Origin of the sequence: Flagellatimonas centrodinii (assembly GCF_016918765.2) — a bacterium.
Taxonomy (GTDB): Bacteria; Pseudomonadota; Gammaproteobacteria; order Nevskiales; family Nevskiaceae; genus Polycyclovorans; species Polycyclovorans centrodinii.
The window spans coordinates 1,606,888-1,622,657 of the sequence record NZ_CP092104.1 but is presented as its reverse complement, the minus strand read 5'-3'; the positions used below and the strand labels follow the sequence as shown (position 1 = coordinate 1,622,657).

At 66.5% G+C, this 15,770-nt stretch carries 12 protein-coding genes; 6 read left to right on the top strand and 6 right to left on the bottom strand.

Annotated features, from left to right (window positions below):
* Position 1: 1 nt before the first annotated feature.
* Both JN531_RS07560 and JN531_RS07555 read left to right on the top strand, forming a co-directional pair.
* A complete protein-coding gene (locus JN531_RS07560; RefSeq protein ID WP_228348258.1) occupies positions 2 to 1,384 on the top strand; it encodes a hypothetical protein in 1,383 nt (460 codons plus the stop codon).
* A gap of 64 nt (positions 1,385 to 1,448) precedes the next feature.
* The gene (locus JN531_RS07555) at positions 1,449 to 2,102 is read left to right on the top strand and encodes a LuxR C-terminal-related transcriptional regulator (protein ID WP_228348257.1); all 654 of its coding nucleotides are present in this window, start codon (positions 1,449 to 1,451) and stop codon (positions 2,100 to 2,102) included.
* 37 nt (positions 2,103 to 2,139) lie between these two features.
* Here JN531_RS07555 and JN531_RS07550 read toward each other — a convergent pair whose 3' ends face one another.
* Positions 2,140 to 4,779 (bottom strand): hybrid sensor histidine kinase/response regulator, encoded by a 2,640-nt coding sequence (locus JN531_RS07550; RefSeq protein WP_228348256.1) that lies wholly within the window; start codon positions 4,777 to 4,779, stop codon positions 2,140 to 2,142.
* 453 nt (positions 4,780 to 5,232) lie between these two features.
* Here JN531_RS07550 and dctA point away from each other — a divergent pair, with 453 nt between their 5' ends.
* Positions 5,233 to 6,651 carry a C4-dicarboxylate transporter DctA gene (gene dctA, locus JN531_RS07545; RefSeq protein ID WP_436233308.1) on the top strand — a complete coding sequence of 473 codons (1,419 nt, stop codon included), beginning with the start codon at positions 5,233 to 5,235 and terminating at the stop codon, positions 6,649 to 6,651.
* Positions 6,652 to 6,665: 14 nt separating this feature from the next.
* Here the strand turns inward: dctA and JN531_RS07540 are convergent, their stop codons facing one another.
* The 4 genes from JN531_RS07540 to JN531_RS07525 form a co-directional block, all read right to left on the bottom strand.
* Positions 6,666 to 9,149, bottom strand: a complete 2,484-nt coding sequence (locus tag JN531_RS07540) for a CaiB/BaiF CoA transferase family protein (RefSeq protein WP_228348254.1) — start codon at positions 9,147 to 9,149, stop codon at positions 6,666 to 6,668.
* A gap of 493 nt (positions 9,150 to 9,642) precedes the next feature.
* Positions 9,643 to 10,116 (bottom strand): anti-virulence regulator CigR family protein, encoded by a 474-nt coding sequence (locus JN531_RS07535; RefSeq protein WP_228348253.1) that lies wholly within the window; start codon positions 10,114 to 10,116, stop codon positions 9,643 to 9,645.
* Between the two features lie 111 nt (positions 10,117 to 10,227).
* Entirely contained in the window at positions 10,228 to 10,527 is a 300-nt protein-coding gene (locus tag JN531_RS07530; protein WP_228348252.1) for a hypothetical protein, read from the bottom strand.
* Between the two features lie 396 nt (positions 10,528 to 10,923).
* A complete protein-coding gene (locus JN531_RS07525; protein WP_228348251.1) occupies positions 10,924 to 11,349 on the bottom strand; it encodes an MAPEG family protein in 426 nt (141 codons plus the stop codon).
* Between the two features lie 126 nt (positions 11,350 to 11,475).
* On the opposite strand from JN531_RS07525, the gene JN531_RS07520 reads away from it, so the two are divergent.
* The 3 genes from JN531_RS07520 (at position 11,476) to JN531_RS07510 (ending at position 14,025) form a co-directional block, all read left to right on the top strand.
* A complete protein-coding gene (locus JN531_RS07520) occupies positions 11,476 to 12,033 on the top strand; it encodes an outer membrane beta-barrel protein (RefSeq protein WP_228348250.1) in 558 nt (185 codons plus the stop codon).
* A gap of 271 nt (positions 12,034 to 12,304) precedes the next feature.
* A complete protein-coding gene (locus JN531_RS07515) occupies positions 12,305 to 13,165 on the top strand; it encodes an alpha/beta fold hydrolase (RefSeq protein WP_228348249.1) in 861 nt (286 codons plus the stop codon).
* A 23-nt stretch (positions 13,166 to 13,188) separates the two neighbouring features.
* The gene (locus JN531_RS07510; RefSeq protein ID WP_228348248.1) at positions 13,189 to 14,025 is read left to right on the top strand and encodes an MBL fold metallo-hydrolase; all 837 of its coding nucleotides are present in this window, start codon (positions 13,189 to 13,191) and stop codon (positions 14,023 to 14,025) included.
* On the opposite strand, the gene JN531_RS07505 is transcribed toward JN531_RS07510, so the two are convergent.
* Positions 13,953 to 15,626 (bottom strand): GMC family oxidoreductase, encoded by a 1,674-nt coding sequence (locus tag JN531_RS07505; protein WP_228348247.1) that lies wholly within the window; start codon positions 15,624 to 15,626, stop codon positions 13,953 to 13,955. The genes JN531_RS07510 and JN531_RS07505 overlap by 73 nt on opposite strands.
* Between the last annotated feature and the right edge of the window lie 144 nt (positions 15,627 to 15,770).

Genomic DNA, 15,770 nt, shown 5'->3' with positions numbered 1-15,770 from the left:
CATGGGCGGCCATCCCTCGCCGGTCCGGGCGCGGTCCGCCGCTGCCCTGTTGCTGGCGGGGGCCGTGCTCGGCTGCAGCAGCGGCGGCTCGGGGGACGGTGACCCCGGCGCCGGCGCCGCCGAAGCCCAACCATCGGCGGTCAGCTGTCCCACCGGTATTCCAGCCTCGGTGGCCTGCCTCGGCGGACGCGACCGCCGCGGCGCCCACTACCTGATCGCCATCCCCGACCCCTGGAATGGCGCGCTGATCCTGCATGCCCACGGCGGGCCGAGTCTGGACCCACCCACCGCCCAGCGTCCTGCCGATGACCTGTCGCGGTGGGCGGTGATGGTGAAGGCGGGTTACGCCTGGGCCGGATCGAGCTTCCGTCAGGGCGGCGTCGAGGTGCGCGCCGCTGCCGAAGACACCGAAAATCTGCGGCGCCTGTTCAATGACCATGTCGCCACCCCCACCCACACCCTGCTGCACGGTCAGTCCTGGGGCGCTGGGGTGGCGGCCGTGGCCGCAGAGACCTTCACTGCCGACACCCTCGGCAGCGTCCCCTATGACGGCGTCCTGCTGACCAGCGGCGTGCTCGCCGGCGGCACCCGGTCCTATGACTTCCGGCTCGATCTGCGCGTGGTCTACCAGGCGCTCTGCCACAACCATCCATTGCCCGACGAGCCGGCCTACCCACTCAACATCGGCTTGCCGGTGGGCGACGGCCTGAGCCGCGCCGAACTTCGCGCGCGCACCGCAGACTGCCTCGGGCTCGACCGGCCGCCGGCGCAGCGCAGTGTCGAACAGCAGCGCCGGGTCGCAACCCTGGAAGCCGTGATCCGCATCCCCGAAAGCTCGATCCAGTCGCACCTGGAGTGGGGCACGTTCCACTTTCGCGACATCGTCAGCCAACGGACTGCCGGCGCCAGCCCCTTCGGCAATATCGGCGCGGTGTATCAGGGGTCCGATGACGATCCGGCGCTGAATGCAGCGGTCGCCCGTTACAAGGCCAGCCCGCTCGCCGTGCAGCGCTTCGCCAACGACAGCGATCCCGGCGGGCGGATTCCGGTGCCGGTGCTCACCACCCGCTGGATTGATGACCCGACCGCTTTCGTCGAACTGGATGCCTATTTCCGCGACACCCTGGAGGCGGGTGGCAGCGGTGACCACCTGGTGCAGACCTTCACCCGCAACGGCAGCCACGGCTACATCAGTGACGTCACCTATGTCGCGCTGACCGCCGCGCTGCTCGACTGGATCCGCCTGGGCACCGCGCCAACACCGCGCGGCATCGCCGAGCGCTGCGCCACGCTGCAGCCGCGGTTTGCCGGCACCTGCAGCTTCGACAGCGACTACATCCCACCCGCGCTGGACACCCGTGTCGCACCCCGCAGTCGCCCATGAGGCGGGCAGCCCGGCAGATGCCGGCTGGCTTGCGCCGCCCGTCCATCCGCACGACCATCGGCCCATGAAGCTTGTCATCGCCGATGATCATCCGCTGTTCCGTACCGCCATCGTCCACGCCATGGGGGCGCTGACGCAGGGGCAGCCGCCGGTCGAAGCCTCCAGCCTGAAGTCGCTGGAGGACGCCGTTCGCGCCCATGCCGATATCGACCTGGTATTGCTCGACCTGCACATGCCCGGCGCCTGCGGCTTCTCGTCACTGGTATTCCTGCGCGGCGAGCGACCGGAGCTGCCGGTCATCATCATTTCGTCCAACGCACACCCCCGCACCATCCGTCGCGCCGAGCAGTTCGGCGCCGCCGGTTTCGTCCCTAAATCGGCGCCGGTCTCGCAGATGCTCGACGCCGTACGCCAGGTCATGGCCGGCGGCGTCTGGTTTCCCGAGCATGCGGCGGAGACCAGCGACGCCGATGCCCGCCTTGCCAGCCAGCTGGCGCAGTTGACGCCGCAGCAAATACGGGTGCTGATGTGCATCGCCGACGGCTTGCTGAACAAGCAGATCGCCTACGAGTTGGGGCTGGCGGAGAACACCGTCAAGGTGCACGTCACCGCCATCCTCCGCAAGCTGGAGTGCTACAGCCGCACCCAGGCCGCGGTGCTGGTGCGGTCGCTGGCACCCGATGCCGGCCCCGGCGACGACGCCCCGATCGAAGACTGACGCTGGCCAGGAGCCTGCGTTTCTGCCGCCCAGGCGCCTATCGGCTCCGCAGCAGACGTTGCGTCATCAAGGCCCGCAGGGCCGCCGGAGCCACTGGCTTGGCCAGCCAGCCCCAGCCCGCCGCACGGGCCTGCTCGCGCAGGGCTGGATCGTGCTCGGCGGTGACCAGAATCACCGGCACCTCACGCCCCCAGACCGCCTGCAGGTCCGGCACCAGGTCCGGCCCCAGGATGTCGCCCAGGCGCACATCCAGCAGCACCAGGTCGGGCACCGCGGCGGCCGTCACCCGCGACCGCGCCTGCGCCGCACTGGCGATCAGGGTCGCCTCACAGCCCCACCCGCCCAACAACGCCGCGAGTCCCTCCCGCACCCGCGGATCGTCGTCGACACACCAGATATGGCGACCGCTCAACTGCGAGCTGACCGGTGGCGGCCGTGGCGGCGGGGCCACCGCCGCTGCCAGCACATCGCCGCGGGGCACGGTGACGGCAAACACGCTGCCCCGCCCCGGCCACGACCGCAGCGACACCCGATGCCCCAGCAGCCGAGCGATCCGGTCGACGATGGCAAGCCCCAGCCCGGCACCACGTTCGCCCTGGTCGCCGCCGGTATCCAGCCGCCGGAACTCCTCGAAGATCACGGCATGTTGTGCCGACGGGATACCGGGACCGGTATCCCAGACTTCGATCCGCACGGCGTCGCCCGCCTGCCGCACGCCGAGCAGGATGCTGCCGCGCGCCGTGTAGCGCAGCGCGTTGGAAAGGAAGTTCTGGACGATGCGTCGCAGCAGCGCCTCGTCGCTGCACACCACTGCCCGCGTCGGGTGATAGCGGAATCGTAAGCCGCGCGATTCCGCCAGCACCCCGATCTCGCGCGCCAGCGAGTCCAGCACCGGCCCCAGCGCCAGATCACGGCGACGCACCTCCAGGGTGCCGGACTCCAGCCGCGAAATGTCCAGCAGGCTGCCGAGAATCTCGTCCTGCGCCGACAGCGCGCCATCGACGCTGTCCGCCAGCCCGCGCAGGCTGTGGTCGTTCTCCACCCGCTCGCGCAAGGCCGAGACAAACATCCGCGCCGCGTTCAACGGCTGCAGCAGGTCATGCACGGCGGCCGCCACGAACCGGGTCTTGTAACGATTGGCACGCTCCGCTTCGGCGGTGGCTTCGGCGAGATCATGGGTGCGGGCCTCGATGCGTCGCTCCAGCGTGTCGGCCAGTGACCGCAACTCGCGCGCCGCCTGCTTGTAGGCGGTGATGTCGGCATAGCTGGTCACAAAGCCGCCGTCCGGCAGCGGGTTGCCGCGGATCTCGATGACGGTGCCATCGCCGCGCTCGCGCTCGTGCATGTGCGGACGGCCGGCACGCAGATGCTCCAGGCGGCGGGCGATGGCAGCCTCCACCGGGCCGGGCCCCAGCAGCCCGCGGGCGGCGTTGTAACGAAACACCTCTTCGATCGGGCGGCCGACCTGGATCAGCTCCGGCGGAAACCGGAACAGCTCGACATAACGCCGGTTCCAGGCCACCAGTCGCAGGTCGGCATCGATCACGCAGACCCCCTGCGGCAGATGCTGCAGGCTCGGGCTTTCGCCGTAGTCGGCGCGGCGGGCCGCCTGCACCAGACCATCTTGCGCGGTGCGTATCTCGGTCGCGTGCTGGGCCACCAGCCGTTCCAGTTCGACCCGACCACGCTCGCGTAGCTGCACCATGCGGCGACGCTGCTGCAGGTACAGCCCCAGCAACACGAAAAACAACAGGCCGGCCGCCACCGAGGCGGCAACGGTTCGGGCGGCGATCCGGATGGGGCGGGTGGAGCGCATCACGTGCAGGGTCCAGCCCTGCTCCGGCAGCGGTCTCGACAACCACATGGCCTCACCGATATCCGCCACTCGGACTCGCCGCACCCCATCGCGCGGTGTGTCAACCGGCGTCAGGTCGAGCGTGGTCAGCGTGGTATCGCCGTACTGTCGGGTGTCGGTCAGCCGTTGCAGCTCCGCCGCATCCAGCGGGTGCAGCTGGCGGTAGCGCCAGTCATCACGGCTGCTGAGAAAGATTACCCCGAGACGATCGCTGACGAAGACCGCATCCGGCAGGTGCTTCCAGGCCTGTTCCTGCATTCTCAGAACCAGCTTGACCACCACCACGCCCAGCAACCGTCCCTCCTGATCGCGCACCGCCTGCGACAGAAAATATCCCGGCACTGAGGTGGTGACCCCCAGTGCATAGAAGCTTGCACTGTCATGGTCGACCGCATCCTGGAAGTAGGGACGAAACTGGTAGTCGACGCCGACATTGCTATCACTGGATTGCCAGTTGCTCGCCGCCACCGCGACGCCGTCGCGGTCCAGCAGCGTCAGTGTCGAAGTGGCCGCCGCGCCGTTGATCAGGGCGAGCTTGCGGTTGAGCCGGGCACGCTCAGCGTCGTCGATCCCGGCAGCCGACAGCGTGGACTGCACCTGTGGATCCAGCGCCAGAACCGCTGGCAGCACCCGATAGCGCTCGATCAGCGCCTGCAGGGTGTCGTCCTGCAGCCGCAATTGCTCTCCGGCCTGTGCCGCACTGGCGGCCAGGCTGCGACGCTGGTATTCGGCCGCTGCCGCCCAGGCCACTGCAGCCACCGCCAGCAGCACCACCAGCGTGATGGCGGCGATCTGGGCTCGGGGTCGGGGCGCGTCATACATACGCCATCTTGGCGCAGCCAGCGCCCCATCGCGAGCGGCGGCGCCCCTTCCCCATCACCGCGCACCCCAAGTACCGTTCCCTGTCGTCGCCGCCCGAAGTCCTGTTCCCTGTCATCGCAGCCCGAAGCACCGTTTCCTGTCATCGCGGCCCGCAGCACCCTTCACTGTCATCGCGAGCCGCGAAGCGGCGCGGCGATCTCGTGATGTGGCGTTCAGCGCTCCGGGTGAGATTGCCACGCGCCCTGCGGGCGCTCGCAATGACGGGGAGGGCGGGCGCTCGCAATGACAGGGAGGACGGGCGCTCGCAATGACATTGAGGGCGGGCTCGCAACGACCAGGCCGACATGCTTCGCCCGCCTAGTACCAATGCGTTATTGGTGATCTGCCGACGCGCTGACAGTATGCATCGCGACCAACACGGGTCCGCGCAGCCTGAGGCACCCCATGAGCACCATGACCGATTCTCCCGCCGCGATCTCGCAGCGCCGCAAGCCGTTCTGGCATCACCTCTACTTCTGGGTCCTGGTGGGCATCACGGCCGGTGTTCTGATCGGTCTTCTGGCCCCCGAGATTGGCGCCCGCATGAAATGGATGGCGGACCTGTTCATCAAGGTGGTGAAAGTGGTGATCGCGCCCACCATCTTCGCAACCGTCGCGGTCGGCATTGCCAGTCTCGGCAATCTGGCCAAAGCCGGCGGCCTGGCGTTGCGTACTGTGGTGTACTTCCATGTGACCACCATATTTGCGCTTGGCATCGGCCTGGTCACGATCAACCTGATGGCGCCCGGCGCGTCGCTGGGATTGGACCTCGCCACCTTTGATGCCTCCACCGCGGAAGCCACCCTGCGCACTGCCGGCGCGCTCGACGGCGGCGGTGTCACCGGCTTTATTCTCAACCTTGTGCCGCACTCATTCTTCGGCGCCTTCGTCGAGGGTCAGCTGATTCAGGTGCTGGTGCTGGCCGTGCTGGTGGCCTGCGCCATCACCATGCTCGGACCGCGGGCCCAGGGCGCGGTTGACGCGCTGGATACTGTCGCCAAGGTGATGTTCGGCATCATCAAGATCGTGATGTGGCTGGCGCCGATCGGGGCGATGGGGGGCATGGCCTTCACCATCGGCCAGTACGGCAGTCAGATCCTCGGCTCGCTGGCCCATTTCATGGTCAGCTTCTACATCACCTGCCTGCTGTTCCTGTTTGGTGTACTGGGGCCGATCTGCTGGTGGTGCGGCTTCAGCATCTTCAAGTACATCCGCTACATCAAGGATGAACTGCTGATCGTGCTCGGCACCTCATCCTCCGAAACCGTGCTGCCGCGCATGCTGATCAAGCTGGAAGCCGCCGGAGCCGAACGCTCGGTGGTCGGCCTGACGATCCCCACCGGCTACTCGTTCAACCTCGACGGCACCGCCATCTACATGACCATGGCAGCGATCTTCATCGCCCAGGCCTTTGGCATTGACGTACCCATCGCCACCCAGATCGGCCTGCTGGTGTTCATGCTGATCTCGTCCAATGGGGCTGCCGGTGTCACCGGCGCCGGTCTGGTCACGCTTGCCGCGTCGTTGGCGGCCTTCGACAGCATCATTCCGCTGGCGGGCATTGCCCTGATCGTTGGCATCGACCGCTTCATGTCGGAGGCGCGCGCACTGACCAACCTCACCGGCAACGGGGTAGGCACGCTGGTGGTGGCGCGGTGGACCGGACACCTTGATCGCGCCCGACTGCAGCAAGTGCTGGACAACCCCCGTCTGGTCAATGTCGACCAGATCATGCAGGCGCAGATGATGGCGTCACGACCAGGGCTGACGCCGTCTGACGCCACCATCATCGACGGCCTGCCAGCCGCCGATGCGGGCACCCGCGCAAGCTGAAGCGGCTTGGGCTTTCAGGCGGCGCGGCGCGGCGGCATCCTCGGCATGCCGACAAAGCCCACGGCGAACTGCTCTTCCATGGTCTTGATCTGGTCTTCGCTGTAACCAAGGCGGCCCATGATCTGCTGGGTGTGTTCGCCCACCAGCAACGGCCGCCCCTGGATCACCCCGGGGGTGTCCGAGAGGCTGAACAGCAGGCCGATCTGGTCGAGCTTGCCAACCACCGGGTGGTCGTAGGACACCACCCACTGATGCTTCTGGAAGGCTGGCGTGTCGTGCACCTTGCGGGAGAAGTCTTCCGACACGATTTCCACCGGTACGCCAGCAGCATCAAGCTTGGCGAACCACTCGGTGGCACTGGCGGACTTCAGCTTCGCCGCAATCATGTCGGCCAGCTCGGCGTCGTGCTGTCGCCGCGCTGCGGCATCGGTGAACCGCGCATCGGTGGCCAGTTCCGACAGGCCAGTGGCCGCAAACAGCGCATCCCAATGGCCGTCGTTGGCGAGCACCACGCACAGCCAGCCGGACGCCGTTTCGTAAATGCGATGCCCGGCGGAAAAGCCGAACTGCATGCCGTCGATCTGTGGCCGCTCGAAGCCCTTGCCGTCCGGTGTGGCAACGGCATACGAGGTGTTGAGCAGCGCGGCATTGATGATGGAGGTGTCCACCATCTGACCTTCGCCCGTGCGGTCGCGGTGATACAGCGCGTTGATCACCGCCACCGCCGACAGGAAACCGTTGCCGGTATCGCCGAAGCTGGTGAGGCTCCACAAGGGCTTGCCACCGCGGGCCATGCCACCGTCTTCGTACTGGATACCCGACAGGCAGGCGCCGGTCTGGTCGTTGCCGGGCAGGCCGGCGCGCTTGCCGGTCTCGAAGCCGCGGGTGTGACAGTAGATGAGATCGGGCTTGCGCTGCTTCAGGCTCTCGTAGTCGATCTTCAAGCGCTCCGCCGCTTCGTAGCGCATGTTGTGATGCACCACATCGGCCTCGTCCACCAGCTTGAGGAACACCTCCATCGCCCGCGGGTCTTTCAGGTTGAGGGTGATGCTCTGCTTGCCGCGGTTGGCCATGTAGGCGATGTGTACGCGATGCCAGAAGAGGTCGTACAGGCCATTGATCTTGATCACGGTGGCGCCCAGGTCCGACAGCAACTGGGTACCGAACGGCCCGGCGATCGCCAGCCCGAGGTCGAGCACGGTGATGCCCTCCAGCGGCGCCTTCAGCGACTTGCCGGCGTTGGCCGCCGCCGCTTCGGCACGGGCCTCGGCGAGAATCTTCTGTGCCTCGGCCTTCACCGCATCGGTGTGCTCGCCGACGCTGGGCGAGCGCGTGCCGAGCTGCCCCGGCGTCTTGCTCATCTTGTAGGCGGTGCCGACGGTGCGGATGCGCCCCAGCGTCGGATCTTCTGTTTCGGTGACGCAGCCGTCCTTGAGGAACAACGGATCGGCCAGCGACTCTTCCACCGAGCGGATGTCCTGCATGGTCATCTCCGCCTTCTCGGCGGCATCCACCCATTCCTGCGCCGTGAACTTCTTCACCGCCTCGGCCAGGATCGGCTGGTAGTGCGACATCACCAGCAGCTCTTCCGGCCCGGTGCCGAAGCGGTCCGGGTCGTTCTGTACCGTGAGGTTCGGCGTGGCGTTGAGGTTATCGCCCTCCGACGCCTGCAGGATGAAGCGCGGGTTGGGCACCCAGTTGTGGATCCACTTGCCGTCCTTGCACTCGAAGTGCCCCTTCGGCGCCTTGCAGCCGAGAATCCAGGAATCGAAGCCGTCCGGATCGATGTTCTCGGCGCGCATCCACACGCCGGCAGCGCCGGCAAAGGCGCCCTGCAGCAGCGAGGTTTCCACCTTCTGCCCCCGGCCAGTGATGCCGCGCGCACGGATGGCGGCACTGATACCCACCGAGGCCGAGAAGAACGCCCCCAGGCTCGGCCAGTGCGAAGCCGGAAACAGCGGGCCGGGCCGCGGCGCGCCCTGCACCCAGTCATACGGAATGTCCAGATCGGGGAAGGGATCTTCACGACCGGCTAGATGATTCAGCGCCCCCTCGGCCCAGCCGCGTTGCTCCCACATCAGGCCGGAGCGTGCCTGCACCAGCGCATCGTAGGCCGGGCGATCGCGGTGTTCGTTGTCGTCGGTGCCGTAGCCGGTGATGGAGCAGTACACCAGCTTCGGGTTCAGCGCCTTGAGCGTGTCGTAGTCAATACCCAGCCGGGCGGTGACCCCCGGCGCATAGGACTCGATCAGCACATCCGCCGTACGCACCAGCGCCAGCAGCGCGGCCTTGTCGTCAGCCGTCTTCAGGTCCAGCACCGCGCTGCGCTTGCCCCGGTTCCATACCGTATAGCCCAGCTGGCCGCGAAACGGGTCGCCCCCCGGCGGTTCGATCTTGGTCACCGTGGCGCCGTTGTCGGCCAGCAGCATGCCGGTCATCGGCCCGGCAATGCCCCAGCTCAGGTCCAGCACCTGCAGATCCTTGAATACACCCGCCATAACGCACCTGTTTATCTGTAATGAATGGGCTCGAGGGCGCCTCCGCACCCCACCGCCACCGCGCCTTGCGCAGCACCCGGCATTGTCCGCCAGACCCTACCGCCCCCCACCCCACCCCGCCTGATTCATTTGGGTGAGCCCCTCTTCGAGCACAGCTCGAAGAGGGGCTCACGACCCGGCATGGATGCCGGGGCCGGAGTGAATTAGCAAAGCAACGTGTCGCCAGGGTGAACCCCGCCGTTGTTGCGAGCACTGCTCGCAGGCGGGGTGAACGACCCGGCATGAAAGCCGGGGCCGGGGTGGACTAACAGAGTGACGTGTCGCCACGATGGCCAGTGCGAAGGTTCATTCGCAGCACTCCCCCGCGTATCCGTTGCACTGCCCACCGGCCGAGATTGCCACGCCCGCTACGCGGGCTCGCAATGACAACAACACATACGGCGCGCCCCAAACTTCAACGCGACGCCGTCACGAATGCCGCCAAGCCCCACCCTCAACGAAAAATGTCGACCAGAACGTCGGCAATCACCTGCGAGGCCAAGGACACTAGCACCAGATCATTCCCGGCCACCCGCCACTCGTAGCCATCGTGGCGGGGCAATTCCTGAATAAATGTCGGCGAACCCACCTTCTTGGCGATCCCCGGCGGCAACGGCTTGCCGCGCGCCAGATTCTTGCGGATACCCGGCGGCAGCTCGCCATAGCCGGTCAGGCCATGCTGCAGCGCCAGCGCACGCGCATCGCCGGCGCCGATCCCGGCACGGACCAACACGTCGACACCACGCACGGCGCTATCAGCATGATGCTTATGCGGCTTGCCTTTGCCTTCCGGCGGCGCCGCCTGCACCGCAGTTACCAGCGCCAAGCTCAGCGCCAAACCCACACCCGCGACGAGCTGTATCGACCAGGACGGATGATGCATGACCGGACTCCAAGCAGTAGAACGAATTTCCAGTTTGCCCGGCATCGCCTGAGCGGCGCCTGAACTGCCACGCTTCCCTGCAGGATTGACTCCCCTTCGAGGAGAAACGGACTGCCCCGCTATCGTGGCAAAAAAGGCGGCGGAAAAACCCCGCCCTCAACCACCGAAGTCGGTCGCAAAGGTTTTCGGCCGCTTCGATGATCTCCGGCTCGGCCGACACCACCATGCCGTGGGCAGTGCGCCGACGCAGGCGGTCGATGGCGAGGTTCTGCGCCACCCGGTGGCCTCGGCCACGGAGTTGAGGCGGGTGACCAGAAACCGCACCAGCGTCTTGTTGTGCTCGCGGAGCAGATTGGCGACGACGGCGGCATGGGCGCGCTCCCGGGCGTGAGGGGTCTCGTCGGCAGCATCGGCTGCCGGTGTGACCGGGTCTTCTGCCCGGGGATGGTCGGACATCGCGCTTCCTCCAGAACGATGCGTCATCCAGCCTATACGCGCGACGGCGGAAAACCCGAAGTCCCGCCGGCGTTGCGCGCCCTACACCCTTCCGTTGTCATCGCGAGCACCGCACCCTTCATTTGTCATCGCGAGCACCGCACCCTTCATTTGTCATTGCGAGCACCGCACCCTACTTTGTCATTGCGAGCGCCCGCAGGGCGCGCGGCAATCTCATGGGCGTGGCAGTGCCGGTCGGACGAGATCGCCGCGGGGCTAGGCCCCTCGCGATGACAAAGTAGGGTGTGCCCCTCGCGATGACAAAACAGGGTACAGCCCTCGTGATGACAAAGTAGGGTGCAGCCCTCGCGATGACACGGTAGGGGTTCCGCCCTTCGCGTAATGACGAATGGCGGGCTAGAACACCTGCATCGCAGCCCGCACAGCCAGCGCCGCCATCACCAGCGAGCTGAGGGCAAAAATGGCGAAGCGCACTTCGATCTTGTTGACGGTGGCCTGGAATACGCTGTGCACCACCCGCAGCCCCACATAGGCCCAGGCGAGGCCGAGGCTGACCTGACTGGCATCGCCCACAACCGCCAGCACCAGGGCGGCGGCGTAGAAGATGGTGGGCTGTTCCATGAGGTGGTTGTAGTTGTCGGCCTTCCACCGCACCCGGGCCGGCAGGGTGCTCATCTGCTGGCCGTTGGGGAGCTCGGGATCGAGCTTCATTCGTGATGCCTGGATGGCAGGAATGCGGGTGACATACATCCACAGCCACATGACCATGGACCAGAGCACCAGGGCGACGACGGGTTGCAGCATGGCGTGCGCGGTGAGCATGGTTGTTCTCCCCTTCTATTGATGAAGGCTGAATCATAGTCCCGGGCTTCGTTCAGGTGGGCGTCAGGCAGCCGGCGATAGGGTTCAGCCGTTGTTTCAAGCCTTTGAAAGCACATGGAGAGCAAAATGAAAAAGATTGGCATCCTCGCGCCCGGCATCGCCCTGGCCGGCAGTCTCGCCGCCTTCCCCGCCGTGGTTTCGGCCAACGACGGCCCCGGCGTCTACTTCGGCGGTGGCGCGGGCTACTACCGGCTGAACGAAGACGATTTTCTCAATAACGACGACGAGTTCAAGGACAACCGATGGTCGTGGAATGTCCACGCCGGCGCCCAGTTCAACCCGGTCTTCAGCCTTGAAGGCGGCTATGTCGATTTCGGTGATTCCCGCGACGGGGATCTTTCGGTGAGCGCCGACGGCACCTTTGCCGCCGCCCTCGTCCATATTCCGCTGGGCGGCGTCGCGCCTTTCGCCAAGATCGGCCAGCTGTGGTGGGACGCGGAGCTTGACGGCCCCGGCTTCCTGCCCTCATCAGTGACCCAAACTGATGGGGATGACACCTTCTACGGTTTCGGGGTCCGCTTTGGTGAAGGTCCCGGCCCTCAGCTGCGGCTCGAGTACGACCGCATGGCGCTGGACGATACCGATGTCGACATGGCGTCAGTGAAGCTGCAGTACCGCTTCTAGGCCGGCGTGACCGAACCCCGCTGTCATCGCGAGGGGCGTAGCCCCGCGGCGATCTCCTCCGGGCGGCACTGCCATGCCCGTGAGATTGCCGCGCCCCTTCGGGGCTCGCAATGACAATGGTGATGTCGGGGTCGCAATGACAGTGGGCGCGTTGGGCTCGCAATGAAGTGGTGATGTTGGCCCCCCATGACGTGGTGATGTTGGGACCGCAATGACCGTGGGCGTGTTGGGTTCGCAACGAACAACATCAAAACCCTGTCATCATCGCGGCATGCACGCCGAATCCATTCGCACCCGAACCCTCAACGGGATTGACCTCGCCTGGCTGGAACGGGGCGAGGGTCCGTTGGTGGTCTGCCTGCACGGGTTTCCCGACACCGCCTGGACCTTCGTGCCGGTACTGGATCGCCTGGCGGCGGCAGGCTATCGGGCGGTGGCACCGTTTCTGCGGGGCTATGCGCCCAGCGGGTTGGCACCGGATAGCGACTACCGCTTGCCGGCACTGGCCGGCGATCTGCTGACACTGATCGACGCCCTGGACGTGGAACGGGCACATGTGGTCGGTCACGACTGGGGCGATGTCATCGCGCAGTTCGCCGCCAGCCTGGCGCCACGGCGATTCGGCCGCCTGGTGTTGTGCGCAGTGCCACACCTCAAGCGCTTCGTGCTGCGCCCCAGCCTGCGGCAGTTGCAGCGCTCGCATTACATCTACAAATTCCAGATCCCCGGGTGGGCCGAGCGGCGCTTGCCGCATGACGACTTCCGCTGGGTCACCGACCTGATCAACCAGTGGTCGCCCGACTGGCACCCCAGCCCGGCCGCGTTGGCGCCCCTGAAGGCGGCCTTGGGCACCCCCGGCGGCCTGCAGGCTGCCCTCGCCTACTACCGGGCGCTGCCAGGTGCGGTGCTGACACCGGCGATTCGCCGCGTGGCCTTCGCGCCGGTGCCGGTCCCGACGCGCATGATCTTTGGCGGCCGGGACGGCTGCATCGGCCCCGAAATGTTCAGCGGCCAGGATGCCCTGTTCCCGCTCGGTCTGGACCTTTGCGAAATGCCCGGGCACGGCCACTTCATGCAGGCTGAAGACCCCGATGCCTTTACCGCGCACGTGATCGACTGGCTGCGCGCCTGACCCCCGATCTGCCGGAGTTGCCGATGTCGTTGAAAATCCACCATCTCGATTGCGGCACCATGTGCCCGTATTGCGAGCGCCTGCTCACCGGCCACGGCAGTTGGACCGCGCCGGCGCGCATGGTCTGCCATGTGCTGTTGATCGAAACCCCGAGCGAGGGCCTGGTGCTGGTCGATACCGGTCTCGGGCGCGCCGACATGGCCAACCCGGGCCAGCGTCTAGGCCAGGCCTTCACCGCGCTGATGCGCCCGCGCGCCGACCCGCTGGCCACGGCCCATGCCCAGGTGCAGGCGCTGGGCTTTGCGGTAGACGATGTCCGCCACATCATCGTCACCCACCTTGACCTGGACCATGCCGGGGGACTGCCGGACTTCCCCCATGCGCAGGTCCACGTGTTTGCCCCGGAGCATCGGGCGGCAATGCAGCCCAGCCTGCTGGCACGGCCGCGCTACCTGCCGCGGCAGTGGGCACATTCACCGCGTTGGATGGTGCACCCGCTGGGCGGTGAGCGCTGGAACGGCTTCGAGCATCTGCACCCGATTCCGGGCCTGAAGTCGGACCTGTTCATGATGCCGCTGGTCGGCCACACCCGCGGCCACACCGCCGTGGTGGTCCGCGACGGCGACCGCTGGTTGATTCATGCCGGCGATGCCTACTTCCATCGCGGCGAGATGGACCCGGAGCGCCCCTGGGCGCCCAGCGGTATCGCGCTGTTCGAAAAAGCGGTGCAGACGCTACCGCGCGAGCGCGTGCGCAACCAGGAACGGTTGCGCACGCTGGTGCGCGATCAGGCCGGCGCCATCTCGGTGTTCTGCGCCCACGATCCGGTGGAATTCGACACCTTGGCCGGCGCGGCCTGACGCCGCGCATCCTCGCGGATGAGGTCAGCGCCCTTCTCACCGATCATGACGATGGGCGCATTGGTGTTGCCGCCCACCAGGGTCGGCATGATGGCGCCATCGATCACCCGCAGGTTTTGCACGCCATGCACACGTAGCCGGGCATCCACCACCGCCATCGGGTCGCTGGCGCTGCCCATCTTGCAGGTGCCCACCGGGTGGTACTGGGTATCGGCCCGCTGACGGATGTCAGCCTCGAACGCCTTGCGGTCGTTGATATCAAACGGATACAGAGTCTTGCCGCGATAGCGATCGAACGGCGCCGATTCGAGAACACGTCGCTGGCGGATGGCCCCCTCCACCAGCAGATCGACATCGGCCTGTTCCGTCAGGAACCGCAGATCAATCTCCGGCGCATCCGCCGGGTTGGTACTGGCCAGCCGGACGGTACCGCGGCTCTTTGGCCGCATCACCGTGCAATGGCAACTGAACCCATGCCCCAGGTGCAGCTTGCGACCGTGGTCGTCCACGGCTGCGCGTACGAACACGAACTGCAGGTCCGGTCGCGGCTGGTCCGGCGTGCTCTTGAAGAAGGCACCGGCCTCGGCATACGGCGTGGTGAGCAGCCCGCTGCGGGCGCGCCACCACTGCACCACCGCCTTGATGAAACGGCCGACAAATGGAATGGAAATACCAAAGGTATCGGTCCACGACGGCGCGCGATAGCTGTGCACCACGTCGATGTGATCCTGCAGGTTCTCCCCCACCCCCGGCAGATCGTGAACCACCTCGATACCCTTTGCCTGCAGGTGTGCTGCGGGGCCAACACCCGACAGCATCAACAACTGGGGGGAGCCGAAGGCACCGGCACTGAGGATGACCTCACGCTGGGCGCGGAACTGCTGGCGCTTGCCCTTCACCAATACCTGCACCCCCACCGCCTGCGTGCCCTCGAACAGCACCTTTTCGGTCAGTGCATGGGTGATCACGGTGAGATTGGGCCGCCCCAGGTTGGGGGTGAGATAGCCCTTGGCGGCACTGCAACGCTCGCCGTTGATGTGGGTGACCTGGTAGTGGAACGCACCTTCCTGCTGCGCCCCGTTGTAGTCGGGGTTGCGCGGGATGCCGTCGGCCTCGCAGGCGTCGACAAACACATCGCACAGCGCGCTGGGGCTGCGCAGCTCGGCCACGTTGAGCGGGCCGCCCTGGCCATGGAATTCGTCCCGGTAGGTTTCGTTGTGCTCGCTCTTGCGGAAGTACGGCAGCACGTCGGCATACGACCAGCCCTCATTGCCCAGGGCCGCCCAGTCGTCGTAGTCGGAACGGTCGCCGCGGACATAGAGCATGGCGTTGATCGAGCTGGACCCGCCCAGCCCCTTGCCCCGGGGCTGATAACCACGACGACCGTTCATCGCCGCCTGCGGGGTCGATTCATAGCCGTAGTTCAGCTTGCCGGCGCGCGGCATGATCGCCACCACCCCGGCCGGCGCATGGATCAGCACACTGCTATCAGGCCCACCGGCCTCCAGCAGGCAGACCTTCACCTCGGGATCTTCACTCAGCCGGGCGGCGAGCACACAGCCGGCTGAGCCAGCGCCGACCACGATGTAGTCGAATGTCATGACAACTCCTTCAGCAATGCACGGTTTTTTGGTGTTATGGCATGAACGCTACGCCCGTCGAGCCCCGCAGGAAAGAGCTGCAGGGGTCAGACGATTGATCGTTGCGGCCATACCGGTGTCCAGATATTCACCACCGGGCTGGGC